At 62.0% G+C, this 26,714-nt stretch carries 20 protein-coding genes; 11 read left to right on the top strand and 9 right to left on the bottom strand.

Translation table 11 applies throughout. The features are described from left to right. Positions 1-111: DUF6124 family protein (locus tag HU762_RS26805; RefSeq protein WP_238340430.1), on the top strand; the 111-nt coding region annotated here is incomplete at its 5' end. 89 nt (positions 112-200) lie between these two features. Here the strand turns inward: HU762_RS26805 and HU762_RS23320 are convergent. Continuing rightward, on the bottom strand, positions 201-560 hold the full coding sequence (locus HU762_RS23320) for a PilZ domain-containing protein (RefSeq protein WP_186640999.1): 360 nt from the start codon (positions 558-560) through the stop codon (positions 201-203). A gap of 276 nt (positions 561-836) precedes the next feature. Beyond that, positions 837-1,211 carry a tetratricopeptide repeat protein gene (locus tag HU762_RS23315; protein WP_186640997.1) on the bottom strand — a complete coding sequence of 125 codons (375 nt, stop codon included), beginning with the start codon at positions 1,209-1,211 and terminating at the stop codon, positions 837-839. Positions 1,212-1,771: 560 nt separating this feature from the next. Here HU762_RS23315 and pyk point away from each other — a divergent pair. Then, entirely contained in the window at positions 1,772-3,223 is a 1,452-nt protein-coding gene (gene pyk, locus HU762_RS23310) for a pyruvate kinase (protein WP_186640995.1), read from the top strand. 98 nt (positions 3,224-3,321) lie between these two features. Here pyk and HU762_RS23305 read toward each other — a convergent pair whose 3' ends face one another. After that, on the bottom strand, positions 3,322-4,269 hold the full coding sequence (locus tag HU762_RS23305) for an iron-sulfur-binding ferredoxin reductase (protein ID WP_186640993.1): 948 nt from the start codon (positions 4,267-4,269) through the stop codon (positions 3,322-3,324). Further along, positions 4,262-5,368, bottom strand: a complete 1,107-nt coding sequence (locus HU762_RS23300) for a GGDEF domain-containing protein (protein ID WP_186640991.1) — start codon at positions 5,366-5,368, stop codon at positions 4,262-4,264. The genes HU762_RS23305 and HU762_RS23300 overlap by 8 nt, the downstream gene beginning before the upstream one ends. Positions 5,369-5,813: 445 nt before the next feature. Here HU762_RS23300 and HU762_RS23295 point away from each other — a divergent pair, with 445 nt between their 5' ends. The 7 genes from HU762_RS23295 to HU762_RS23265 all read left to right on the top strand — a co-directional run bounded on the left by HU762_RS23295 (position 5,814) and on the right by HU762_RS23265 (position 18,376). Then, positions 5,814-7,337, top strand: a complete 1,524-nt coding sequence (locus HU762_RS23295) for a fumarate hydratase (protein ID WP_186640989.1) — start codon at positions 5,814-5,816, stop codon at positions 7,335-7,337. Positions 7,338-7,661: 324 nt separating this feature from the next. Beyond that, entirely contained in the window at positions 7,662-12,086 is a 4,425-nt protein-coding gene (locus HU762_RS23290; RefSeq protein WP_186640987.1) for a SpvB/TcaC N-terminal domain-containing protein, read from the top strand. 205 nt (positions 12,087-12,291) lie between these two features. Continuing rightward, on the top strand, positions 12,292-14,058 hold the full coding sequence (locus HU762_RS23285; protein ID WP_186640985.1) for an ATP-binding protein: 1,767 nt from the start codon (positions 12,292-12,294) through the stop codon (positions 14,056-14,058). After that, complete coding sequence (locus tag HU762_RS23280) at positions 14,051-15,376, top strand: sigma-54 dependent transcriptional regulator (RefSeq protein WP_186640983.1); 1,326 nt, start codon at positions 14,051-14,053, stop codon at positions 15,374-15,376. The genes HU762_RS23285 and HU762_RS23280 overlap by 8 nt, the downstream gene beginning before the upstream one ends. A 303-nt stretch (positions 15,377-15,679) precedes the next feature. Then, positions 15,680-16,999 (top strand): MFS transporter, encoded by a 1,320-nt coding sequence (locus HU762_RS23275; RefSeq protein ID WP_186640981.1) that lies wholly within the window; start codon positions 15,680-15,682, stop codon positions 16,997-16,999. A gap of 299 nt (positions 17,000-17,298) precedes the next feature. Next, positions 17,299-17,592, top strand: coding sequence for a hypothetical protein (locus tag HU762_RS23270; RefSeq protein ID WP_186640979.1), 294 nt, complete (start codon positions 17,299-17,301; stop codon positions 17,590-17,592). 163 nt (positions 17,593-17,755) lie between these two features. Next, positions 17,756-18,376: a flavin reductase family protein gene (locus HU762_RS23265; protein ID WP_186640977.1), complete on the top strand. Its 621-nt coding sequence runs from the start codon at positions 17,756-17,758 to the stop codon at positions 18,374-18,376. Between the two features lie 147 nt (positions 18,377-18,523). Here the strand turns inward: HU762_RS23265 and HU762_RS23260 are convergent, their stop codons facing one another. Together HU762_RS23260 and HU762_RS23255 are read right to left on the bottom strand one after the other, a co-directional pair. Further along, positions 18,524-18,757: a hypothetical protein gene (locus tag HU762_RS23260; RefSeq protein ID WP_186640975.1), complete on the bottom strand. Its 234-nt coding sequence runs from the start codon at positions 18,755-18,757 to the stop codon at positions 18,524-18,526. Between the two features lie 41 nt (positions 18,758-18,798). Then, positions 18,799-19,152, bottom strand: coding sequence for an antibiotic biosynthesis monooxygenase (locus HU762_RS23255; RefSeq protein ID WP_186640973.1), 354 nt, complete (start codon positions 19,150-19,152; stop codon positions 18,799-18,801). 327 nt (positions 19,153-19,479) lie between these two features. Here HU762_RS23255 and HU762_RS23250 point away from each other — a divergent pair, with 327 nt between their 5' ends. Next, positions 19,480-20,409, top strand: coding sequence for an AraC family transcriptional regulator (locus tag HU762_RS23250; RefSeq protein ID WP_186640971.1), 930 nt, complete (start codon positions 19,480-19,482; stop codon positions 20,407-20,409). Positions 20,410-20,422: 13 nt separating this feature from the next. On the opposite strand, the gene HU762_RS23245 is transcribed toward HU762_RS23250, so the two are convergent. Further along, positions 20,423-22,054, bottom strand: coding sequence for a 5-guanidino-2-oxopentanoate decarboxylase (locus HU762_RS23245; protein WP_186640969.1), 1,632 nt, complete (start codon positions 22,052-22,054; stop codon positions 20,423-20,425). A gap of 110 nt (positions 22,055-22,164) precedes the next feature. Here HU762_RS23245 and HU762_RS23240 point away from each other — a divergent pair, with 110 nt between their 5' ends. After that, positions 22,165-23,046, top strand: coding sequence for a LysR substrate-binding domain-containing protein (locus HU762_RS23240; RefSeq protein WP_186640967.1), 882 nt, complete (start codon positions 22,165-22,167; stop codon positions 23,044-23,046). A gap of 24 nt (positions 23,047-23,070) precedes the next feature. Here HU762_RS23240 and HU762_RS23235 read toward each other — a convergent pair whose 3' ends face one another. Then, positions 23,071-24,090, bottom strand: a complete 1,020-nt coding sequence (locus HU762_RS23235; protein WP_186640965.1) for an alpha/beta hydrolase — start codon at positions 24,088-24,090, stop codon at positions 23,071-23,073. A 305-nt stretch (positions 24,091-24,395) separates the two neighbouring features. Continuing rightward, a complete protein-coding gene (gene metE / locus HU762_RS23230) occupies positions 24,396-26,708 on the bottom strand; it encodes a 5-methyltetrahydropteroyltriglutamate--homocysteine S-methyltransferase (RefSeq protein ID WP_186640963.1) in 2,313 nt (770 codons plus the stop codon). Positions 26,709-26,714 lie beyond the last annotated feature (6 nt).

Genomic DNA, 26,714 nt, shown 5'->3' with positions numbered 1-26,714 from the left:
GACCTGGAAGGCGCCCCGCGCAACCTGGCCTTGGCGATTCACCAGATGGGCGAGATGGGGGTGTTGTTGCTGGAGAAATTGCTCGATAGCGAGGCGAAGGTGCAGCGTTGATGGCTGTATAACAGCAGCTGACGCAACCGTGGCGAGCGAGCAAGCTCGCTCGCCACGGTTTAGCGGACTACCGGCAAGCAGTCGGCGGTTCAAGCCGATGCGGGCATCGGATAAAAACAGAAATACTGCTGTAACGCACTCACCAACTGCCCGTACTCCGGCGGTGCCCATTGCAGGCTGAAACCGGCGTCGAAATGTTGTGGGGTCACGTCTTCCTGGCACCACAGGCAAGTGGCTTTCAACTTGATGTGCTGCTGCGGCCCGTCGTCGGCAGGCATCTTCAGGCGCAGGTCGAAGCGTGCGCCGACCATCAAGGGCAAATGGCTGATCAGCATCAATCCGTTTTCTGAAACATTGCCCAGAAAACCGATGGATTTATTGTTGATACCGTTAAACACCTCAAGAAAATACGACAACTGATGTCGTTCAATGCGACGCTCTTTGTACATGTCTTGTATCGCTTTTTTGAACAGCCGCGTACACGGCCAATCGAGTGCTTCGGAACGAGCCTACACCAGCCCGCTCTCCCCGAGCCCGGTGCCAGACGCTTTGCGAGCATGCTGGCGGACTTCTGCCGGTCACAGGTGACGCTGCGAAATTAGAGCATAGGCTCTAGTCACGACTTGTACAAAAATATAGCTCACGCAGGCACAAGCGTCAGGTCGACACGATGCCAGTCATCGGTCCGACAATCGTCTTGAGCCAATGGTTTCAACGCGACGCGATCAGAACGATGTGGGGCGAACAGCCGTGGCGCTGCGAGTCGGGTAATGGCCGAGGCTCTGCAGGGTTTCGAGCCGTGCGCGGGCGCGGTAGGCGTATTCGCTGTTGGGGTATTGGCTGAGGATGAATTGATAGGTTTGCGCCGCATCGACGAACAGCTTCTGCCGCTCCAGGCACTGGCCGCGCATCATCGAGACTTCCGGCTGCATGTAGCGACGGGCACGGCTGGCGCGGTCGACCTTGGATAACTCGAGCATGACTTGCTCGCAGTTGCCACGCTCGTAGGCCTTGTAGGCGAGGTTCATGTGGTGGTTCATCGACCAACGGGTGCAGCCCGTAACGCTGAGGGCCAGGGCAATAAAAAGCACGAATCGCATGGGTAGGTTCTCCTGTCTTGAGCTCTGTATCGACCTGGGTAGGAAAATCTTCAGCCTGAAAACACAGCTTGGCAGTACTCTTGTGGCGAGGGAGCTTGCTCCCGCTGGGCTGCGCAGCGGCCCAAGATTTTGCGGTCGCTACGCAACCGAGCGGGAGCAAGCTCTCATGGAACAAAGTGCAACCATCTGATTTTTAAGGTTGAAAGACATACTGATCGTTCCCACGCTCTGCGTGGGAATGCCGCCAGGGACGCTCCGCGTTCCGCTTCTGGAAGGTGACGCAGAGCGTCACGGGATGCATCCCCACGCAGAGCGTGGGAACGATCAACCTGACACACCCAGGTGACTGGCTTGGAGGGCCGCTTCGCGCCCCAGCGGGGATAAATCCCCTCGCCACAGATAATCCCCTCGCCACCGAAGAATATGAAAAGCCCTGGAGGCGCAAAAATTTTCACGAATGTTCATTTCGAAAAAGAAACGAATAAGTAGTGCACATGAACAATGACTACACCCAAAGACCATAGTAGCCTTCGCTGGCGCTTGAACTTGAGGAGTCTTGCATGTCCGTCCGTCGCACCAAAATCGTCGCTACCCTTGGCCCGGCCAGTAACTCGCCGGAAGTTCTCGAACAGCTGATTCTGGCTGGCCTGGACGTTGCCCGCCTGAATTTCTCCCACGGCACCCCCGAAGAGCACAAGGCGCGTGCCAAGCTGGTGCGCGAGCTCGCCGCCAAGCACGGCCGCTTCGTCGCCCTGCTGGGTGACCTGCAAGGCCCGAAGATCCGCATCGCCAAATTCGCCAACAAGCGCATCGAGCTGAAAATCGGTGACAAGTTCACCTTCTCCACCAGCCATCCGTTGACCGAAGGCAACCAGCAGGTCGTCGGCATCGACTACCCGGACCTGGTCAAGGATTGCGGCGTGGGCGACGAGCTGCTGCTCGATGACGGTCGCGTGGTGATGCGCGTCGATACCGCCACCGCCACCGAACTGAACTGCACCGTGACCATTGGCGGCCCGCTGTCGGACCACAAAGGCATCAACCGTCGCGGCGGCGGCCTGACCGCTCCAGCCTTGACCGAGAAAGACAAGGCCGATATCAAGCTGGCCGCGGAAATGGAAGTCGACTATCTCGCCGTGTCCTTCCCGCGTGACGCCGCCGACATGGAATACGCCCGTCAGCTGCGCGACGAAGCCGGCGGTACTGCCTGGCTGGTGGCGAAGATCGAACGCGCCGAAGCCGTGGCCGACGATGAAACCCTCGACGGCCTGATCAAGGCGTCCGACGCGGTGATGGTGGCCCGTGGCGACCTCGGCGTGGAAATCGGCGACGCCGAGCTGGTGGGTATCCAGAAGAAGATCATCCTGCACGCACGCCGCCACAACAAGGCTGTGATTGTCGCGACCCAGATGATGGAGTCGATGATCCAGAACCCGATGCCGACCCGCGCCGAAGTGTCCGACGTAGCCAACGCCGTGCTCGACTACACCGACGCCGTGATGCTCTCGGCCGAAAGCGCCGCCGGCCTCTACCCGCTCGAAGCAGTGCAGGCCATGGCGCGTATCTGCATCGGCGCTGAAAAGCACCCGACCAGCAAGACCTCCAGCCACCGCATCGGCAAGACCTTCGAGCGCTGCGACGAGAGCATTGCCCTGGCGACCATGTACACCGCCAACCACTTCCCGGGCGTGAAGGCGATCATCGCCCTGACCGAAAGTGGCTATACGCCGTTGATCATGTCGCGCATCCGTTCCTCGGTGCCGATCTACGCGTTCTCCCCGCACCGCGAAACCCAGGCCCGCGCCGCCATGTTCCGTGGCGTCTACACCGTGCCGTTCGACCCGGCCGCCCTGCAACCGGGCGAAGTCAGCCAGGCGGCGGTGGATGAACTGGTCAAGCGTGGCGTGGTGCAAACCGGCGATTGGGTCATCCTGACCAAGGGCGACAGCTACCACACCATCGGCGGCACCAACGGGATGAAAATCCTGCACGTCGGCGATCCAATGGTCTGAAAGACCGCTCGCTGAACGACAAAAGCCCCGTCATGCGAATGACGGGGCTTTTTATTTATTGCAAGGAATGGGTTGCCGGAGCTCGCGATAGCAGCGGCTCAGGCCGCGCCGTCCTCACGGGTCAGGAAAACATCCGCCAACAATTGATTGCGCGGCAACCCCGCCAGGTACAAGCGTTTGGCAAACGCCTCGACCCGATCCGGATGACCGCAGGCCAGGGCCTGGGTTTGTCGGGAAGACAGACGCAATTGCTCCATTGCCTGCGGCGCCTCGGCCGCTGTCAGCAGTTCCACGGTGAGGTTTTGATACTTGGCCGCCAATGCCGCCAGGGGTTTGGCCAAATAATGCCCGTCGGCATCGTAGGCCAGGTGAATCAGGCGAATCGCGCCCTGATGCTGCTGACGCAGGGCTTCGCGCAAGATGCCAAACAGCGGCGCCAGGCCGGTGCCGGCGGCCAGCAGCCACAGCGGTTTGCCGTGCCAGTCGGGGTCATAATGCAGCGCGCCGCCACGCAGTTCGCCGAGGCGGATCGGGTCGCCGGCCTGTAGCTGTCGCGCCCCATCGATGAACTGGCCCGGTGCGCGGCAATCGAGGTGAAACTCCAGGAAGCGGTCTTCCTCGGGCAGGCTCGCCAGGGAATACGGACGGGCAACGCCACCGACCCACAGCACCAGATGTTGCCCGGCCCGATAACGCAACGGCCGCTGCGAGGTGATGCGCAGACGCAGCACGTCGAGCCCCAGCCAGTCCACCGCCGCCACCTCGGCGGCTTGGCCGTCGCGTTGCGGGTCGAACGTGTGGATCTGCACATCCTCGACGACTTGGCATTGGCACGCGAGTCGCCAGCCTTGGTCACGCTGCGCAGGACTGAGGGCGTCAGGTCGACTGTCACGAACATCGCCGCTTACGCATTGAACCAGGCACGCATGGCAACTGCCGGCACGGCAACTGTAGGGCACCGGCACGCCGGCCTGGTTGAGCGCGTCCAGCAAGTTCGCGCCCACCGCCACCGTCCATTGCCGGTCAGTGACTTTCAGCTCAGGCATCGACGTTCTCCCAGGCGGCGGCGCAACGATTGCGGCCGTCCCGCTTGGCACGGTACAAGGCCTGGTCGGCGCGCTGCAAGGCGCTGTCCAGGTCATCGCCCATTTCCAGCATCGTCATGCCCACCGATAGGCTGAGACTGCCGGCGCGCAACTCGATCACCTGGACTTCGGTAAACGCCAGCCGCAAGCGTTCGCAACAAGCCGTCAGGCGCGCCGGGTCGCACGCTGGCAGCAACATGACGAACTCTTCGCCGCCATAACGGGCCAGCACATCACCTTCACGCAGGCAGGCCGTGGCCACGGCCGCGAATGCCTGGAGCACCTGGTCGCCAGCGGCATGGCCGTGCAGGTCGTTGATGCGTTTGAAATGATCGAGATCGATCAAGGCCAGCCCATGGGCGACGCCGGGGCGCAATGTATTGAGTTCGCGACTTGCCAGGCGCAAGAAATGCCGACGGTTGAACAGCCCGGTCAGCTCATCGGTGGCCACCAGGTCTTCGAGCTGGCGCATCATGCCGCGCAGGGTGTCCTGGTGCGCCTGCAAGGCAAATCGCCGCTGGCGCATGCGTTGACGCGAGGTCTGGACGTAGCGGGCGTACAACACCAGCCAAACCAGCACGATGAACAGCACGCACACCTGCAAGCCGGCCAGCGTCGGGTCGGGCAGTCGGAAGAAGTAACCGTCCCAAAGGGTGATACCGGTGAAGCTGAGGAACACCAGCGTCGCGCAGCGCACGAAGGCGCGGCGAGTCAAGTGAAACAGCCCGAACAGCAGGATCAGCACATAGAACACCAGGAACACACCGCGGGCCTGGTCCAGGTGCGCCATCATCCACGTCTGCCAGCCCAGGCCAATCCAGACCTGTATTTCCGTGAGGCTGGGGTCGGCGAAGCGCAGGTTGCGGTCAGTGATGAACAGCGTGAACAAGCCGACCTGGCACAGCACTACCAACACCGTGCCGATGACGACGCCGCGCAACGAGTCGAGGTAATGGCCACTGAAGAACGCCAGCCACAGCAACACCAGTGCCAGCGCATAAGTCGCGGCTGCCAGGGCGAAGCGTTTCAGCAAAAGGCGTTGGATGGCGTTATGGGTCAATCGGTGACTCACCATGGGAAAGGGGGCTGATAGAGGTGTCCTACGCTACAGGCCAGACGCCACTTTAGTGGCGTGTTCGACAAATGACCATTCAATTCTGGCTCAGAAAAATGGCGTCAAAGCAATGGCCTAGATTGACGCAGCTGTTTGAGACGGCTGGCCCCCATGTGGCGAGGGGATTTAGCGAAAAATCCCCTCGCCACAGATAAATCCCCTTGCCACAAAGGCAGCTCGCTCCCACAGGATGCCGGCCTGCGATATACTGCCGCGCCTTTTTAGCGTCGCGCCAGCATGCCCGGCGTGCCTTGACCTGAGGTCAGCTGCAAGCCGCAAGCTCCGAGCAACAAGCTGAAGCAGTACTCATACTGCTCTGAGCTTGCAGCTTGAAGCTTGCGGCTTGAAGCTGCCTTATAGAATGTTCCCGCCTTAGAGAGGAGCGCGACTCATGACCGTGATCAAGCAAGACGACCTGATTCAGAGCGTTGCCGACGCCCTGCAGTTCATTTCCTACTACCACCCCGTGGATTTCATCCAGGCGATGCACGAGGCCTATCTGCGCGAAGAATCGCCGGCGGCCCGTGATTCCATGGCGCAGATCCTGATCAACTCGCGCATGTGCGCCACCGGCCATCGGCCGATCTGCCAGGACACCGGCATCGTGACCGTGTTCGTGCGCGTGGGCATGGACGTGCGTTGGGATGGCGCGACCATGGGCCTGGACGACATGATCAACGAGGGCGTGCGTCGCGCCTATAACCTGCCGGAAAACGTCCTGCGTGCATCGATCCTCGCCGATCCGGCGGGCGCGCGCAAAAACACCAAGGACAACACCCCGGCGGTCATCCACTACTCCATCGTCCCGGGCAACACCGTGGAAGTGGACGTGGCGGCCAAGGGCGGCGGCTCCGAGAACAAATCGAAGATGGCCATGCTCAACCCGTCCGACTCCATCGTCGACTGGGTGCTGAAAACCGTTCCGACCATGGGCGCCGGCTGGTGCCCACCGGGCATGCTCGGCATCGGCATCGGCGGCACCGCCGAGAAAGCCGCGGTGATGGCCAAGGAAGTCTTGATGGAATCCATCGACATCCATGAGCTCAAGGCCCGCGGCCCGCAGAACCGTATCGAAGAGATGCGCCTGGAGCTGTTCGAGAAGGTCAACCAGTTGGGCATCGGCGCCCAGGGCCTGGGTGGCCTGACCACCGTGCTCGACGTGAAGATCATGGATTACCCGACCCACGCCGCCTCGCTGCCGGTGTGCATGATCCCCAACTGCGCCGCCACCCGTCACGCCCACTTCGTGCTGGACGGCACTGGCCCGGCCTCGCTGGAAGCGCCACCGTTGGACGCCTATCCGGAAATCGTCTGGGAAGCCGGCCCGTCGGCCCGTCGCGTCAACCTCGATACCCTGACCCCGGAAGACGTGCAGAGCTGGAAGCCGGGCGAAACCGTGCTGCTCAACGGCAAGATGCTCACCGGTCGCGACGCGGCGCACAAGCGCATGGTCGAGATGCTGAACAAGGGCGAAACCCTGCCGGTTGACCTCAAGGGCCGCTTCATCTACTACGTCGGCCCGGTCGATCCGGTCGGCGACGAAGTGGTCGGCCCGGCCGGCCCGACCACCGCCACGCGGATGGACAAGTTCACCCGCCAGATCCTCGAGCAGACCGGCCTGTTGGGCATGATCGGCAAATCCGAGCGCGGCCCGACCGCCATCGAAGCGATCAAGGACAACAAAGCCGTCTACCTGATGGCCGTCGGCGGCGCCGCTTACCTGGTGGCCCAGGCGATCAAGAAGTCCAAGGTCCTGGCGTTCGCCGAGCTGGGGATGGAAGCGATCTACGAGTTCGAGGTCAAGGACATGCCGGTGACCGTTGCGGTCGACAGCAAAGGCGAATCGGTACACATCACAGGTCCAGCGATCTGGCAGAAGAAGATCAGCGAAAGCCTGGCGGTGGAAGTGCAATAACAAGCACTCCCAGCTATGAATAAGGCCGGTGAGCGACAAGCCCACCGGCCTTATTTTATATTTTTCAAACAACCTATTTCTCGTGGCGAGGGAGCTTGCTCCCGCTCGGTTGCGTAGCGACCGCAAAATCTTAGGGCCGCTACGCAGCCCAGCGGGAGCAAGCTCCCTCGCCACGGGGGTTTCAAATCTTATTCAGCTTGGACACAGCCATTCATCGACTGCACCGTCTACCTGTAAGATCTGACAGGTTACACCTTCGCCCTCTCTTGGCATCCTCACCCTGGTCGGGAATCAACCCTGGCGCGGCCAAAGGGATGAATGTCAATGGCAGAGCAAGCGCCCCTCCAGATCATCACACCCACCATCGCCGGTAGCGCGTCAATCGCCGCCATTGGCAACGGCCTCGGCCCCGTTGGCACACGAGGGGCCGCCTCCATTGAGTTGCCGCTGCCCGTGTCCAGCGCCCGGCACCTGACGCCCGCCATGGCGCTGCACTACAACAGCCAGAGCGGCAACGGCACGTTCGGCATCGGCATGCAGTTGTCGATCCCCAGCATTACGCGCAAAACCCTCAAGGGCGTACCGCATTACGAGGATGACGATGTCATGGTCGGCCCCGACGGGGTAGATCGTTGGCCTGATCTTGAGGGGCGGACCAGCCGCAAGGTTGGCGACCGTATTTTCGCAGTGGTGCGCTATTTCCCAAGGATCGAGAGCACCTTCGACATTTATGAACTCTGGACCTGCATCGACAGCCTACCGTTCTGGCGCGTACAGGGCAGCAACGGCGAGTTGTATTGCTACGGTAAAAGTCCAGAGTCGCGCATTGCCGACCCGCAAGCCCCGTCGCGCATCGCCGAGTGGCTATTGCTGGAGGAAGTCAGCCCGTTGGGCGAGCACATCTACTATGAATATGCGACCGATCCCGCTGAGTCCGATGACCCGCATAACCCGCATGACTACCGCGCCCAACGCTACCTGGTCCGGGTCTGCTACGGCAATGCCACGGCCAGCGACACCTTCTACTGCTTCGAAGAAACAGACCCGGCAAAGCTGGACTGGCACTTTCATTTGGTACTGGACTACGGACAACGCTCCCTCGATCTTGAGGAAAAACCTGCCTGGGCGCCTCCTCCCGAGAATGACTGGCTACTGCGCAGCGATCCGGTCCACGCTTACCGGTACGGTTTCGAAGTCGGCACGCGGCGCCTGTGTCACCAAGCGTTGATGTTCCACCGTTTCCCCGCCGGCGCCGAACCCGCACTGGTGCGGCGACTGTTGCTGGAATATACCTCCACCGACCTGGACTATAGCCTGCTGACCGCCGCCCATTATCAAGCATGGGACGCAGAAAGTCGGATCGAGAACGCTCCGCCCGTTGAATTGGACTACAGCGTTTTCGACCTGAACCACGAGCCCAAACCGTTCTTCGCTCTCCAGACCATGCCCGCCCTGGAAGACGGCTTGCACTACCAGTGTGTCGACCTGTACGGCGAAGGCATTCCTGGCTTCTTGTGCCGCTACAGCAACGGCTGGTATTACCGCGAGCCTGAACGCGCCACGACCGATGAAAGCGATGAGATCGGCTACGGCCCGTGGTCACTCTTGCCCAGCATCCCGGTCGCCGCCGACAACTCGGCGGTGATGCAAGTGCTCACCGACCTGACCGGTAGCGGTCGCCTCAATTGGGTCATCGCCCAACCGGGCATGAGCGGCTTCTATACCCTCAACCCGGACCGCAGCTGGTCAGCCTTCACGAACTTCAAGCGCTTCCCCACTGAGTTCTTGCACCCCGCCGCGCAGTTGGGCGACCTGGTCGGCGACGGACTGCGTTCGCTGGCCATGATCGGCCCCAAAAGCGTGCGGTTGTACGCCAATCTTCGTGAAAAGGGCTTTGCCTCGGGTGTGGACGTTCCCCATGAGCCGGACAGCGACCTGCCCTTGTTCAGCAATGTGCGCAGCGAGCTGGTGCTGTTCGGCAATATGCTGGGCAGCGACAGCTCCGACCTGTGCCGTATTCGCTACGATGAAATCAAGTGTTGGCCGAACCTGGGCCATGGGCGTTTCGGCAAGGGCTTTGTGATGAGTGCCCTGCCATTTACCTACCTCGAGTTCGATGCCGAGCGGGTGCGGATCGCCGATCTGGATGGCTCCGGGGCGCCGGCATTGATCTACCTGCGCAGCGATTGTTTCGAGATCTACTTCAACCACGGCGGCAATGGCCTGGCGCAAATACCGACGCAGGTCGCTTGGCCCGCCGGTGTGCGCTATGACAACCTCTGCCAGGTCACCTTGGCCGATCTGCAAGGCTTGGGCTGCGCCAGCCTGGTCCTGAGCGTGCCCCATCACACCCCGGGCTTGAAACCCCGGCATTGGCGCTATGACTTTGTCGCGACGCGGCCCTATCTGCTCAGCCTCACGGATAACAACATGGGCTGCAAAAGCACGCTGACCTATCGCAGCAGCGCGCAGTTCTGGCTGGACGAGAAAGCCCAACGTGTTGCCGACGGCGAACCACTGGATTGCTACTTGCCCATGGCCCTGCCGTTGGTGGCACGCCAACAACAGCTGGACGAAATCACCGGAAATCGCCTGACTCAGCACTTCACCTATCTCGAGGGCGATTACGACAGCTATCACCGTGAGTTCCGAGGCTTCGCTCGGTTGTATCAGTTCGACAGCGAGCAACCCGAGGGCCCCGCGACGGCCGACTTCACCGCGCCGGTGCTGGTCAAGACGTGGTTCCACACCGGTCGCACCGTCGACCAGCCCCTTAAGGATTGTTTCAAAGCTGACCCCGACGCACCGCCCCTTGGCCCCACGTTGCTGACTCGGCTTCATGAGTCGGGCGGAGCCGACGAGACCATCGTCCCCGACCCGGACACCGCAAGGGAAATGGCCTATGCCCTGGGCGGCCATGTACTGCGCAGCGAGACCCACCCTGCCGAAGCAACCAGCCTTCTCGCCCCTTACACCGTAACGCAACAACGGTACCTGTTGCGCCAACCCCACAGCGGACACAAGAGTCTGCTGGTACTGGCGGTGGAATCAGTCAGCCATCAATACGACGGTTTTATCAAGGACCCGCAAGCCCAGCACAGCATCAGTCTGGCCTGGGACATCTACGGTCAGACGACCCATGGTTTCACCGTTCATTACGCCCGTCGCCTGATCCCGGCCGACGACCCGCCCTTCGAAGATGAAGATGAAGATGAACGCACTTGGTGGCGCGATGCCCATGATGAGCAACAGCAGGTATTCCACATCGTCGAGAGTCGGGCCGAATATCATAACCTCACCGCTGACCAGGCTCGCCAGCGTCTAGGCCTGCCGTGGCGCGCCCGAACCAACGGGCTGCAACTTCCTAAAGGTGCGCTGCCCACAGGGTTGGCCCCGCATCAGGTCAGCTACGAAGAGTTCCTGGCCTACTGGGATTCAGAGCAATGGAACGCTGCCAGAGTGCTGACGGCCCTTGAGGAACAAACCTACGAGCAGGATGAAGCGGGCGCTCCCCTGTTCCAGGCCTTGCGCGGCCCGCTGGAAGTCGCCGAGTTCGACGAGCAGGCGCTGGAAGCCTACGTTGGCGCGCCCTCACCCTTTGACATTCGCACAGAGCTGCGCACGATTGGTTTCGAGCTCATGGCGCTGTTCATGCCGGAAGATCCCGACGAAGACGCGAACGAGAACCTCTGGTCGAAGAAGGTCGGCTTCGCCACCTACAGTGACCTCGCCGGTTTTTTCCAGGTCACCGCCCTGCAAGAGACGCAGAACCATGGCCTCACGACCGTCACCTACGATGCCTATCATTTGCTGACAACGAGCGTCACCCTGCCGGACGGCTGCACGACCCTCGTCAACTACGACTACCACTCGCTGTTGCCGCGAAAAATCACCGATGCCAACGACAACATTCAGGAAGCGCTCTACGGCCCGGACGGGGTTCCTTTGGGCGTCACCTTCCATGGCACCGAAGGTGGTGTTGCAGCGGGCTTCGACGCCATTGAAAGTTATGAGCTGCCCGAAGACCTCACACCGGGCCACGCCATAGAAGACCCGGCGGGCACCTTGGGAAGAATCGCCAGCGCCGTGCGTATCGAGGATAGGAGCTGGATGGGTGCGCTGGAGCTGTCGCAGATACGCGACGAGTGGATCAGCGCCCGCTACCTGCTGCCCAGTGGTCACATCCGCGCCTCGGCACGCGCTCGCCTGGCCCAACTCGAAACGCGCACCGTTAGCGAGGATTCGCTCTGGGCACTGATCCAGGCAGCGGCCCGAGAACCAGCCCACAGCGTCGTGCTGAGCGCCGACCGCTATCCAGATGATCCATTGCGACAGATCCGCATCGCCCTCAGCACGGTCGACGGTTTTGGCCGCCCCTTGCAAAGCAAGCAATTGGTCGAGCCTGGGCAAGCCTATGCCGTGGCCAAGGACGGTTCGCTGGAATTGGACTCCGAAGGGCAACCGATTCAGCGGGATGCCGACCTGCGCTGGCGCGTCAGCGAACGGGTCGAGTACAACAATAAAGGCTTGGTGACGCGGGTCTACCGCCCTTATTTCGCCGATGCCTGGCGCTACATCAATGACGCCTCTTTGCGCGAACACGGCTATCACGACCAGCAGTTCTATGACCCGCCGGGGCGGTTGGTCAAGGTCATCAATGCCAAGGGGCATGAAGCCTGGCATGTCTACCATCCGTGGTACCAGTGCGATCACGATTACAACGATACGGATCCGGGGGCTGCCCAGTGAACACGCAGCGCCTGGAAGAGAGCGTAACGGAACACGTGCGCAAGTCACTGCGTGACCAGGTCTCGGAAGTCGAAGAGCTGATTGGGAAGCGGAGCCAGAGAATGATGCCCATCGGTTGATTGGCATCGTCCTGGCTTGCTCTTTTTGGTTGGCCATTGGCAACATGCTATGGTTCGCCCCCCGACTTCTACCGGTTTGCGTCTGCATGCTGCCGACTCCCCGCACCTTGCGCCTGCTTCTGGCCATCGCCCTGATCCTCGCCGGCGCCGCCCTCGCCGCTACCCTGGCCGTGCGCCACGCTGAACGCGTCGCCCTGGAGGAAGACGCCAGCCGCGCGAGCCAGCAACTGGCGTTGTACGCCAATTCCCTGCACACCCTGATCGAACGCTACCGCGCCCTGCCCGTCGTGCTCGCACTGGACCCGCAGTTGCGTGATGCCCTCAAAGGCCCGGTCAGCGCGGCGCAGCAGGATGCATTGAACCGCAAGCTGGAAAAAATCAATGGTGCCGCGCAGTCGTCCACCCTGGAACTACTCGACCACACCGGCCTCGCCGTTGCCGCCAGCAACTGGAAATTGCCCAGCAGCTATGTCGGGCACAACTATGGTTTTCGTCCCTACTTCCTCCAGACCCGCACCCAGGGCACCGGGCGGTTTTATGCGGTGGGCGTGACCAGCGGCATACCAGGCTATTTTTTGTCCAGTGCGGTGACTGGCGACAGCGGCGAGTTCCTCGGCGCGATGGTGGTGAAGCTGGAGTTTCCGGAGCTCGAACGCGAGTGGCGCCAGGGCAGCGACACGCTGTTGGTCAGCGATTCGCGGGGGATTATCTTCATCGCCAATCGTCCAGGCTGGCGCTATCGCCACCTGCAACCATTGACCGACAGCGACCGCGCCGAACTCAAGGCCACCCGCCAATACGACAAGCAGCCACTGCAGCCCCTGGCCTTCGATCCGTTGCGGCGCTTTGACGACAACAGTCACTTGGCGCGGGTCGAGGCGCCCGAAGGCATGGCGGACTATTTATGGGAGTCGCTGCCGTTAGCCGGCGAAGGCTGGACGCTGCACTTGCTGCGCCGCCCGCAGGTCGCCTTTGAAGACCTGCGCAACGCCGGGCTCGCCGCCGCCGGCTTGTGGCTGGCGCTTGTGTTTTTGCTGCTGTTCCTCAACCAGCGCTGGCGCCTGGCGAAACTGCGCCAACGCAGCCGCCAGGAACTCGAACGGCTGGTGGATGAACGCACCCGAGAGTTGCGCACCGCCCAGGACGGCCTGGTGCAATCGGCCAAACTCGCGGCGTTGGGGCAGATGTCGGCGGCGCTCGCCCACGAGATCAACCAGCCGCTGACCGCCCAACGCATGCAGCTGGCGACCCTGCGCCTGCTGCTGGATCACGGCCGCGTCGACGATGCCTACAAGGCCCTCAAGCCGGTGGACGACATGCTGACCCGCATGGCCGCCCTCACCGGCCATTTGAAAACCTTCGCCCGCAAAAGTCCCAGCGGCCTGCGCGAACGCCTGGACCTGGCGGCGGTGGTGGACCAGGCCCTGCAGCTGCTGGAGACACGCTTGCGCGACGAGCAAGTCAGCACCGTGTTGCACCTGACTCGCCCGGCGTGGGTGCGCGGCGATGCGATCCGCCTCGAACAGGTGCTGATCAACCTGCTGCGCAACGCCCTCGATGCGATGGCGGACCAACCGCTCAAGCGCCTGGAAGTACGCCTGCAAGCCGATGACCAATTGTGGAGCCTGACCGTGAAAGACAGCGGCAGCGGGATCGCCGAGGAACACTTGGCCCAGGTATTCGACCCGTTCTTCACCACCAAGGCCGTGGGCGATGGCCTTGGCCTGGGGCTGGCGGTTTCGTTTGCAATCATTCACGAATCCGGCGGGCGGCTGACGGCGGACAACCATGAAAACGGCGCGGTATTCTGCGTGTCCTTGCCCATCGATCAGGAGGCGCAGTTGCATGCTTGATTCGGTCATCGTCGTCGACGACGAAAGCAGCATCCGCACGGCCGTCGAACAGTGGCTGAGCCTGTCGGGGTTCCAGGTGCAATTGTTCAGTCGCGCCGAGGATTGCCTGGCGCAGTTGCCGGACAATTTCCCGGGGGTGATCCTCAGCGACGTGCGCATGCCCGGACTTGGCGGCCTGGAGCTGTTGGCCGAAGTACGCCGGCGCGACCCGGACCTGCCGGTCATCCTGTTGACCGGCCATGGCGACGTGCCGATGGCGGTGGAAGCCATGCGCGACGGCGCCTATGACTTCCTCGAAAAACCTTTCAGCCCGGAAGCCCTGCTTGGCAGTTTGCGCCGGGCCCTGGACAAGCGTTTCCTGGTGCTGGAGAACCGTCGACTGCACGAGCAGGCCGATGCCAGGGTCAAGCTGGACACCACGCTGCTTGGCGTCTCCCGGGCGCTGCAAAACCTGCGGCGCCAAGTGCTGGACCTGGCGAGCCTTCCGGTCAATGTGTTGATCCGCGGTGAAACCGGCAGCGGCAAGGAACTGGTCGCCCGTTGCCTGCACGACTTCGGCCCGAGGGCGAGCAAGCCCTTCGTCGCGCTGAACTGCGCGGCCATTCCCGAACAGTTGTTCGAGGCCGAACTGTTCGGCCATGAAAGCGGCGCCTTTACCGGTGCCCAGGGCAAGCGCATCGGCAAGCTTGAATACGCCGACGGCGGCACGCTGTTTCTCGATGAGATCGAAAGCATGCCGTTGGCCCAGCAGGCCAAACTGCTGCGCGTGCTTCAGGAGAAAAAACTCGAGCGACTGGGCTCCAACCAGAGCATCCACGTGGACCTGCGCATCATCGCCGCCACCAAGCCAGACTTGCTGGACGAAGCCCGGGCCGGGCGCTTTCGCGAAGACCTGGCCTATCGCCTGAACATCGCCGAACTGCGCCTGCCGCCCCTGCGTGAGCGGCGCGAGGACATTCCGCTGCTGTTCGAACATTTCGCCCACAGCGCTGCCGAACGCCTGGGCCGCCCTGCCCTGCCGTTGAGCGGTCCGCAGTTGAGCCATTTGTTCAGCCACGATTGGCCGGGCAACGTGCGCGAACTGGCCAACGTCGCCGAACGCCAGGTGCTGGGGCTGGATCAACTGCCCGTCCTGGACACGGAACCGGGCCAGTCCCTCGCCGCCCAGCAGGAAGCCTTCGAAGCTCAGTGCCTGCGCGCTGCCCTGACACGGCACAAAGGCGACGTGAAAGCGGTGCTCGAAGAGCTGCAACTGCCGCGCCGCACCTTCAATGAAAAGATGCAGCGGCATGGTTTGAGTCGAGAAACGTTTTTGTAAGGCCGCCGGTTTGATCGCGTGATTGATCGTTCCCACGCTCCGCGTGGGAATGCAGCCCGGGACGCTCCGCGTCCCAAAAGCCGAACGCGGAGCGTCCGTAGAGGCATTCCCACGCAGAGCGTGGGAACGATCGTTAAGCGGATTCCCGCCCACGCCTCCATCCGCAATGAGCGGATTTCCGCTCATCAAACATTACAAACCTCTCTAGACCGGCCTTCTCCCACCTGGCACAGCTCCTGCTATAGCCCTGGCAGGCTGCGTTCCAACGCGCTCCACAAAAACAATTAAACGAAGGATCCTTCAATGGATAACTCCAACGCCCTGCCCATCGGGTCGGCTGCCGCGCCCGCCCGTGCAAGAACCACCACCAGCCGGATCAAATCGATCTTCAGCGGCTCGGTCGGCAACATGGTCGAGTGGTACGACTGGTACGTCTACGCCGCTTTCTCGTTGTACTTCGCCAAAGCCTTCTTCCCCAAGGGCGACACCACCGCCCAATTGCTCAACACCGCCGCAATCTTCGCCGTGGGCTTCTTGATGCGCCCGATCGGCGGCTGGCTGATGGGCCTGTACGCTGACCGCGCCGGTCGCAAACGCGCATTGATGGCCTCGGTCTACCTGATGTGCTTCGGCTCGCTGATCATCGCCTTGAGCCCCGGCTACGAAACCATCGGCGTCGGCGCGCCGATCCTGCTGGTGTTCGCCCGCTTGCTCCAAGGCCTGTCGGTCGGTGGCGAATACGGCACCTCGGCGACCTACCTGAGCGAGATGGCGACCAAGGAACGTCGCGGATTTTTCTCCAGCTTCCAGTACGTGACCCTGATCTCCGGCCAGCTCATCGCCCTGGGCGTATTGATCGTGCTGCAACAGACCCTCACCACCGAAGAACTATATGCCTGGGGCTGGCGCATCCCGTTCGCCATCGGCGCGCTGTGCGCGGTCGTTGCGCTGTACCTGCGTCGCGGCATGGAAGAAACCGAGTCATTCACCAAGAAAGAAAAAGCCAAGGAAAGCGCCATGCGCACCTTGATGCGCCATCCCAAGGAATTGATGACCGTGGTCGGCCTGACCATGGGCGGCACGCTGGCGTTCTACACCTACACCACCTACATGCAGAAATACCTGGTGAACACGGTCGGCATGAGCATTTCCGACTCCACCACCATTTCCGCCGCCACGCTGTTCCTGTTCATGTGCCTGCAACCTTTGATCGGCGGGCTGTCGGACAAGGTCGGGCGCCGGCCGATCCTGATCGCCTTCGGCGTCCTGGGCACCTTGTTCACTGTGCCGATCCTCACCACTCTGCACACCATTCAGACCTGGTGGGGCGCGTTCTTCCTGATCATGGCCGCGCTGATCATCGTCAGCGGCTACACCTCGATCAACGCCGTGGTGAAAGCCGAGTTGTTCCCCACCGAAATCCGCGCGCTGGGTGTCGGCCTGCCCTACGCATTGACCGTGTCGATCTTCGGCGGCACCGCTGAATACATCGCCCTGTGGTTCAAGAGCATCGGCATGGAAACCGGTTACTACTGGTATGTGACGGCGTGCATCGCGGTATCGCTGTTGGTCTACATCACCATGAAAGACACCCGCAAGCACTCGCGGATCGTGACTGACTGACCTTTCACTCGCACAAACAAAAGGGGCGAACCTGAACGGGTTCACCCCTTTTGTCGTTTCATGACGAGAGATTTATCTGACATTAATCCCTTGTTAATGCCTTCCCCCCATCCTCACCCTCCACAGAACGCCGCTCGATACGCCGGTAATGGGCCTCATTGACCGTTCTGCGACAATCTCATTTAGATCGATTTAATCGATTGTTTTAAGCGTTTTTTTGCGCTTTTTAATCGATTTAACGAGCGTAATATGAACTCCACACCCAAGGCGCCTAACGCCAAACATTCTGGAGCACGACCATGAAAACCAAACTGATCATCGCCCTGACCCTGTCCGTACTGGCCGCCAACACGTTTGCCGCCGACGGTTTCGACCGCACCAGCTCGGCCATCGCCGCTGATGGTTATGACCGCACCGGCGCAGCCACCGTTGCTGCCGATGGATTCGACCGCACCAATGGCGCCACCGTCGCTGAAGATGGGTTTGATCGCACCAACGGCGCCACCGTCGCTGAAGATGGGTTCGATCGCACCAACGGCGCCACCGTCGCTGAAGATGGCTTTGACCGCACCAACACTGCCGCCATCAGCTAATCCAATATCCAAACCCTCACAGCCCGGCTTCGGCCGGGCTTAGTTCTTTATGGGGTATAGGAAACAGGCAATCTCTCACGACTTTTTGGGGTGCTGACAAAAACAGCGGGGCCCTGCACTATCTTCAATCCCTTGAAACTCCACCGCAGGACCTCCCTCTGCCATGCCCGATGACATCCACTTCTACGAGCCCGCCAACGGCCACGGCCTTCCCCACGATCCGTTCAACGCCATCGTCGGCCCGCGGCCGATTGGCTGGATTTCTTCACAGGACGGCGAGGGCCGCCTGAATCTCGCACCCTACAGTTTCTTCAACGCGTTCAACTACGTTCCGCCGATCATTGGTTTCTCCAGTGTCGGGCGCAAGGACAGCCTGAACAACATCGAGCAGACCGGCGAGTTCGCTTGGAACCTGGCCACGCGCCCGCTGGCCGAGCAGATGAACCAGAGCTGCGCGATGGTCGCGCCAGAGGTCAATGAATTTGAGCTGGCGGGCCTGACGCCGGCGGCGTCGCGGGTGATCCGGGTGCCACGCGTGGCCGAGAGCCCGGTGTCTTTTGAATGCAAGGTCACCCAGATCATTCAACTGCGGCGCGCTGACCAGGCACTGGTGCCGAGCTGGCTGATCCTAGGCGAAGTGGTCGCCGTGCATATCGCCAAATGGCTGTTGAAGGATGGGGTCTATGACACCGCCGCCGCCGAGCCGATCTTGCGCGGCGGCGGACCGGCGGATTATTTCCAGTTGGGGCCGGAAGCGTTGTTCAAGATGCATCGCCCGAAGTAAGACCAGCGCGGTCCCTATGGCGAGGATCGTTCCCACGCTCCGCGTGGGAATGCATCCCGTGACGCTCTGCGTCACCTTCCAGAAGCGGAACGCGGAGCGTCCCTGGCGGCATCCCCACGCAGAGCGTGGGAACGATCAAAAGCCGACTTACCAGACCAACCCGCCCTCGCCGTCGACGCCCTTCAGGTGAGTCAGCTGCACCGCGGCCGCATCGTCGGCCTCGCTGGCTCTCTGGAAGGACTGTTCTTCGAGCACTTTGTTGAAACGCGGTTTGTCAGGGCTGCCAATGACATTGGTAGCGATGGCCGCGTAGTAACCGCCGCCCTCCTTGGGTACAACGGCGGAGATAGCTTCTAAGGTTCCAAAGGTTTTACGTGCCATAACGCGCATCCTGGCGGTTGAAAATGTCCGTCATTAAACCTTCAACCGGCCAGTTTGTGTACCTTCGCCATGCACCGTTCGGTCGCCTGGGCGGCGGAGACTTCGCGGAAAGTATGAAAATCCAGGCTGCTCACCACCAGGTCCTGCACCAGCTCGGCGAAGATCGCCATCGCCGGGGAATTGAAATAGGCGTCCATCGCCTGCTGGTTGACCCACAGCCCGGACACCAGCCACAAATCGGCGTCGCACTGCGATTGCTGCAAGGCAAAGTGCAGGCAACCGGGCGCCTGGCGCGATGGCGTGATCAACGTGCTCAGGCGCGCGCCAAGCGGCTGGCTGCAACCGGCGCATGCCCGGACAAAAGCCATGTGGCTGACGGAGTTCTGTGTAGTCATGTTCAACCCTCCCAGGTAATCCGTTGTGCAGCCGGTGACAGGCCGCGACAGGATCAAAGGTTAAGCGCCCATGCACTAGCTTCGTTAGTCGATTCCTGCCGAGCTATTGCACGATCCTGCCCACCGAGCACATCGCATCCAGCCCGGATGCTCTGAAAAACACGACAGATGAAACAAAAGGTTTCAAGCAAGTTTCCACCGGGTTGCCCGGTCCGGTTTCGACCCGTCGTGCAGGATCAGGCAAGCTTTCAACAGGATGTGACTACCGCTGCGCCTTGCACAAACATAAGCTTTGTTCATCGCTCTCTATCGCCTGAGGATCCCGGTATGTCGCCACTCGATCACGCCCACGTCCCGCTGGACTCGTACCTGGAGCACCAGCGCGCCGAACTGGCCTCGATCATCGAGCGCAACACCAGCGAGGACGGCAGCTACGCCACGGCCATCGGTTCGCTGCATCTGTCGCGACACAGCCAACCGCACAGGTTCGCCCCGGTGCTGGCGCAACCGGCGCTGTGCATCATGGCCCAGGGCAGCAAACAGGTGTGCCTGGCGGATGAATCGTTCAAGTACGACCCGCTCCATTACCTGGTGGTCTCGGTCTCGATGCCACTCAGTGGCTGCATCACCGACGTTTCCGCCGGACAGCCGGTCCTGGCCCTGCGCCTGGACATCGACCCGGCGGAAATCACTGCGCTGATCGCCGACGCGGGGCCCTTGGGTGTACCGACCCGCCCCGCCGGGCGCGGCCTGTATATCGAACGCCTGGATACGCCGATGCTCGACGCCGTGCTGCGCCTGACGCGCCTGCTCGATGCACCGAAGGACATCGCCATGCTCGCGCCCTTGGTCCGCCGGGAGATCCTCTATCGTCTGTTGCGCAGTCCACAGGGCTATCGGCTCTACGAAATCGCTATCGCCAACAGTCAAAGCCATCGCATCAGCCAAGCGATCAAATGGCTCAACGGCCACTTCGAACAGCCGTTGCGCATCGATGACCTGGCCCGGGAAGTGAACCTCAGCGTCTCGACCTTGCATCATCGATTCAAGGCCATGACGGCCATGAGCCCGCTGCAATACCAGAAGCAATTGCGCCTGCAAGAAGCCCGGCGTTTGATGTTGGCCGAAGGGCTGGAAGCCTCGGCGGCGGGGTATCGGGTCGGTTATGAAAGCCCGTCGCAGTTCAGCCGCGAGTACAGCCGCCTGTTCGGCGCGCCGCCGCTGCGGGATCTGGCGCGGTTGCGAATGACTGTTTGATCCCCCAAAGGCCTCAGCCTGTCGGTTGCCAGCGCGCCTGATCGACCTCGATCAATGTCGGGCCTGGCCGGGCGCGGGCGGCGAGCAGTGCGGATCGCAATGACGGCACGTCGTCGATGGCTTCGGCGGCGCAGCCCAACGCCGTGGCGACGCCGATGAAGTCTGGCGTGTAGATGTCCACGCCCACCGGTTCGATGGCGCGGTTGACCATGTATTTCTTGATCTCTTGGTAGCCTTGGTTATTCCACAGCAGCACGATTATCGGTGTGCACGCTTCCACGGCGCTGGCCAGTTCCGGCAGGGTGAACTGCAACCCGCCGTCGCCGATCAGGCACACCACCGGCGGGCGGCCATGGCCTTGGTCGACACCACCGAGCCAGGCGCCGATAGCCGCTGGCAAGGCGTAGCCGAGGGTGCCGTAGCCGGTGGAGGAATTGAACCAGCGGCGCGGCTGTTCCGGGTTGAAGGTCAGGTTGCCGGTGTACACCGGTTGCGTGGAATCGCCGACGAAGACCGCGTCGGGCAATGTTTGCATAACGGTGTCGAGGAACACCGTCTGGGCACAGGTCGGGCCGTCCCACTGGCGGTCGAGTTCGGCCCGCAGCCGTGCAACCCGAACCGCTCCCCAATCGTCGTGGCGCTGGCCAAGCGCAGACTGAGCCAACGCATCGAGTAAAGCCCGGGCAGCCTCACGGGCGTCGGCCACCAGCGCCAACTTCGGCGGGTAGTTGCGCACGGTCTGGTCGGGGTCGATATCGATGCGCAGCAGCGCGCCGGGGATCTCGAAGCCGCCGGCAAAGGTGACGTCGTAGTCGGTCTCGGCCAGTTCGGTGCCGACCGCCAGCACTACGTCGGCCTCGGCCACCAAGGCACGGGTCGCAACCAGGCTCTGGGTGGAGCCGATCAACAGCGGATGACGGGACGCCAGCAAGCCCTTGGCATTGATGGTCAATGCCACCGGGGCCCCGAGGCGTTCGGCCAGTTCGGTCAATTCGGCTGCCGCGTCGATGGCACCACCGCCGGCCAGGATCAAGGGGCGTCCAGCCGATGCCAGCAGCCTGGCCATTTGCGCCACGGCGTCGGGCGCCGCGCCGGCACGAGTGATCTTTACCGGCGTGCTGGCAAGCAAATCATCGGCCTCTTCGATGAGCACATCCAACGGAATTTCGATGTGCACCGGGCGCGGCCGCCCGGCCTGGAACAATGCAAACGCCCTGGCCAGTACGCCCGGCAATTCGGCGGCTGACATCAACGTGTGGGAAAACGCCGCCACGCCGCCCACCAGCGCGCTCTGATTCGGCAGTTCATGCAACTTGCCGCGCCCACCGCCCAACTGGCTGCGCGACTGCACGCTGGAGATCACCAGCATCGGGATCGAATCGGCGTAGGCCTGGCCCATGGCGGTGGTGATGTTGGTCATGCCGGGGCCAGTGATGATGAAACACACGCCGGGCTTGCCGCTGACCCGGGCGTAACCGTCGGCCATGAAACCAGCGCCTTGCTCGTGACGTGGCGTCACGTGGCGGATGCTGGAACGGGCCAGCCCGCGGTACAACTCGACGGTGTGCACACCGGGAATGCCGAACACCTGCTCCACGCCATAGCCTTCGAGTAACTTGACCAACACTTCGCCGCACGTCGCCATCGTCAATGCCTTTTTCTCCAGGGGTGGCGCTATTGGAGCGGTCGGGCCATGGCGGCAACAATCGATAAAAAGTCATACTAGCCATGTCCACACCTCATGGCTCAAATCCAATGAAACGGCTTCCTCCGCTGCCGACGCTGCACACCTTCTTGATCACGGCCCAATGCTGCAACTTCACCCGCGCGGCTGAACAGTTGCACATCACCCAAGGCGCGGTGAGCCGACAGATTGCCGCGCTGGAAGCCCATCTGGGTTATCCGCTGTTCCTGCGCCAGGCGCGCGGCTTGAGCCTGACCGCCGAGGGCCAGGCGTGGCTGCCCCGGATCCAGCAGGTGTTCAGCCTGATCGGCGAGGCGGTGGCGCAGATCGGTGAAAAACGCCAGGCCCTGCGACTCAAGGCACCCACTTGTGTGATGCGTTGGTTACTGCCGCGCCTGCAGCAATGGCAAAAGGAACGCCCGGACGTGCCGGTGGCGCTGACCACCACGGTCAGGCATGGGGTGGATTTTCAGCGCGAAACGTTCGACGCGGCGGTGGTCTACGGCCCTCCGCCAGACGCCACGTTGGTGTGCCTGCACCTGTTCGACGAACAACTGACGCCCGTCTGCTCCCGCCCCTTGCTGGAAGGCCCGGTGCCGCTGCGCACGCCTGACGACCTGCAACAGCATTTGCTCCTGCACCCCACCACCGATGAGCGCGACTGGAACGCTTGGTTGGCGGAGGCCAACGTGCACCTGAACAACGTCAGCAAAGGCCAGCATTTCGAAACACTGGACTTGGCGATGTCCATGGCGTCCCAGGGCACGGGCGTGGCGATTGGCGATTGGTCGCTGATCGGCGATGACCTGAGCGCCGGACGGCTGGTGATGCCGTTCGACCTGAAGGTCAGGACCGGCCTGGGATATCACCTGGTTTTCCCACGCAAACCTCAACCGCCGGGCCCGTTGCGGGAGTTGATGGAATGGCTGGTGGAGCAGGCTCACGCCCAGTAGCCGCTACCCTCGCAACAAAAGCCTTCAGAGCACGTTCGGCACCTGCGCCGATTCAACCTGCGCCCAGTGCGACGTGTCTTCACGGTGCTGTTGCAGATAAGGCAACACCGCGCCCAGCAACGGTTCCTTGAACGCCTCTTGAAAGCGGTGAGCCAGGCCTGGAATCAGCTTCAACTGACTGCCGCGGATGTGCGCCGCCAAATGCACGCCATGCATCACCGGCAGCAACGGATCGGCGGTGCCGTGGACCACCAGCGTTGGCACTTGCAGTTGATTGAGCAGTGCTACCCGACTTGGCTCGGCCATGATCGCCATGATCTGGCGTTTTACCCCTTCGGGGTTGAAGGCCCGGTCGTAGGCGACGGCGGCCTGATGCAGCAGCGCTTGTCGATCATCCACCACCATCGGGCTGCCCAGCGCAGCCAGCAGGTCGGCCTGTTGCTCAAGCGCCGCTTCACGATTCGCAGCGCCGCGCCGCGACAGCAACTGCACCAGTGTCTCGCTGGGCGCCGGCAAGCCCGCAGCGCCGGAAGTGCTCATGATCAGGGTCAGGCTCTCGACGCGCCGCGGCGCCATGGCGGCCATGTGCTGGGCGATCATCCCGCCCATGCTGACGCCTAGCACATGGAAGTTCTGCACCTGCAGGGCGTCCATCAAGCCCAGGCCATCGGCGGCCATGTCTGTCAATGAATACGGCGCGGCCACCGGCAAGCCGAGCTTGTAGCGCAGGGCTTCGAACGTCAGGTTGGCGCTACCGGGCGCCTGGCGCCAGGCGGACAAGCCCACGTCCCGATTGTCGTAGCGAATCACCCGAAAACCCTGTTCGCACAGGGCAACCACGACTTCGTCCGGCCAATGAATCAACTGCCCACCCAACCCCATCACCAGCAACAGCGCAGGATCGGAAGCACGCCCGATGCTCTGGTAAGCCAGGCTTACCTGGTCCAGGTCGACCCGTTGGGTCGCGACATTGACATCACAACGAGAAGCCGCCAACGACGGCAGGCCGCACAGCAAGGCGGCCAGGAAAATGAATACACGCATGAACAAACACCAAAACGCAGAACCCCAGTAGAGCGCGAGTCTGATGAAGTTTGTTCAAGCGCGCTGCCACAGTTGCGTGACAGTTTGATGAAGATTGCCGAGTGGTTATTTAAAGCCAGGTGCGCACCCTGTGGCGAGGGAGCTTGCTCCCGCTGGACCGCGAAGCGGTCCCAAAAAGGTTTCAACCTCAAAATAGGCTCAAGGCATGAAATGTTGGGGCTGCTGCGCAGCCCAGCGGGAGCAAGCTCCCTCGCCACAAAAGCCTGCCTCACCACAAGGTAGGAAGCTTGTCCAAACAACAAGATTCAAGCCAACTGGCTACGCAACTGCCGCGCCGCCGCCACCATGTTCACCAATGCCGCTTCCGTCTCCGGCCACGCCCGGGTCTTCAGGCCGCAATCTGGGTTGACCCACAGCCGCTCGGCGGCGATCCGTTTTACCGCTTTGCTCATCAACGAAACCATCTCGGCCGTATCCGGCACCCGTGGCGAGTGGATGTCATAAACACCCGGGCCGATATCGTTCGGGTAGTCGAACGCCTCGAATGCTTCCAACAACTCCATGTCCGAACGCGAGGTTTCGATCGTGATGACATCGGCGTCCATGGCGGCGATGGCCTGGATCACGTCGTTGAATTCGCTGTAGCACATGTGGGTATGAATCTGGGTTGCGTCGTCCACGCCCGAGGCGCACAGGCGGAACGCTTCCACCGCCCAGTCGAGGTAGTCCTGCCATTGTCCGCGTCGCAGCGGCAGGCCTTCGCGAAAGGCCGCTTCGTCGATCTGGATAATGCCGATCCCGGCTTTTTCCAGGTCGACCACTTCGTCGCGCAGGGCCAGGGCCAATTGCTGCGCCTGGACCTGGCGTGACACGTCTTCGCGGGGGAACGACCACATCAGCATGGTCACGGGACCGGTGAGCATGCCTTTCATGGGCTTGTCCGTCAGGCTTTGCGCATAACGGATCCAGTCGACCGTCATTGCCTTGGGCCGGCTGATATCGCCATAAACAATCGCCGGTTTCACGCATCGCGAACCATAGCTCTGCACCCAGCCGAAACGGGTAAAGGCGTAGCCGTCCAGTTGTTCGGCGAAGTACTCCACCATGTCGTTGCGCTCGGCTTCGCCGTGCACCAGCACATCCAGGCCCAGGCGTTCCTGGATTTGCACGGCATGGCGGATCTCGGTGTGCATGGCGTCTTGATAGTCGCTGGCCGAGAGCTTGCCCTGCTTGTAAGCCTGGCGCGCCAGGCGAATCGCCGGGGTCTGCGGGAAGGAGCCGATGGAGGTAGTCGGAAACGTCGGCAGCTTGAGTCGCGCGCGCTGCTGTTCGATGCGCTTGGCAAACACCGAACGCCGCTGGCTGTCCCGTGGGCCGATCGCCGCGAGACGTGCCTGGACCTCGGCATTGTGAATGCGCGCCGAGCCCGCGCGACTGGCCTGTATTTCACGGTTATGGATCAACGCCTGCTGTACGCCGGGTGCCTGCGGATCGTTAAGCGCATCACGTAACACGGCGACTTCACCGCACTTCTGCACAGCGAACGCCAACCAGCTCTTGAGCTCGGGGTCGAGTTTGTCTTCGCGCTCCAGGTCCACCGGGCTGTGCAGCAATGAACAAGACGTGCTGACCCAAAGGTTATCGCCAAACCGTTCCTGCGCCGGTCGCAACTGCGCCAGTGCCTGCTCCAGTTCGCAACGCCAGACGTTGCGGCCATTGACCAGGCCCACCGAGAGGATCTTGTAGGTCGGCAGCCGATCGAGCACCTGTCCCAGTTGCTCCGGGGCGCGCACCGCGTCGATGTGCAAACCGTCCACCGGCAGGCTCACCGCCAGGCCGAGGTTGTCTTGCAGGCCACTGAAATAAGTGGCCACGAGTTTTTTCAGCGGCGAATATTGAAGGATGTGGTAGGCCCGCTCGAAGGCGGTTCTCCAGGCCAGGGGCAGGTCGAGGGTGAGGATCGGTTCATCGATCTGCACCCACTCCACGCCTTGGGTCTTGAGGCGATTGAGGATTTCGCCGTACACCGGCAGCAGGCGCTCCAACAGGTCGAGCTTGTCGAAGTCGCAGCCCTTGGCCTTGCCCAGCCAGAGGTAGGTCAGCGGGCCGATGATCACCGGTTTGACCCGAAGTCCCAGCGCGTGGGCTTCGTCGACCTCATCGAACAACTGTTCCCAGCTCAGTGCGAAGGTTTGCCCGGCGGTGAATTCGGGGACCAGATAGTGGTAGTTGGTGTCGAACCACTTGGTCAATTCCTGGGCGTGTTGCGCGGGACCGTGATCGGTGCCACAGCATGTCGTCGTGGCGCCTCGGGCCATGGCGAACAAGGTTTCGAGCGTCGGCAAACCTTCGGTGGTCAACGTGCCCTGAAAGCGCTGCGGGACGGCGCCCAGCATCAAGGTGTGGCTGAGCACCTGGTCGTACCAGGCGAAATCGCCCACGGGCAGCAGGTCGATGCCGGCATCTTTTTGCAACTGCCAGTGACGCGCCCGCAATTCACGGCCCACGGCCTGCAACGCGACCGGGGCCAGATCGCCCTTCCAATAGGCTTCGAGGGCTTTTTTCAGTTCGCGGTCGGCGCCGATGCGGGGAAAACCGAGGGTATGGGCCAGGGCCATGGTGTG

This window comes from Pseudomonas sp. SWRI92, assembly GCF_014268685.1.
Taxonomy (GTDB): domain Bacteria; phylum Pseudomonadota; class Gammaproteobacteria; order Pseudomonadales; family Pseudomonadaceae; genus Aquipseudomonas; species Aquipseudomonas marvdashtae.
This window is presented reverse-complemented; position numbering and strand designations above follow the sequence as displayed.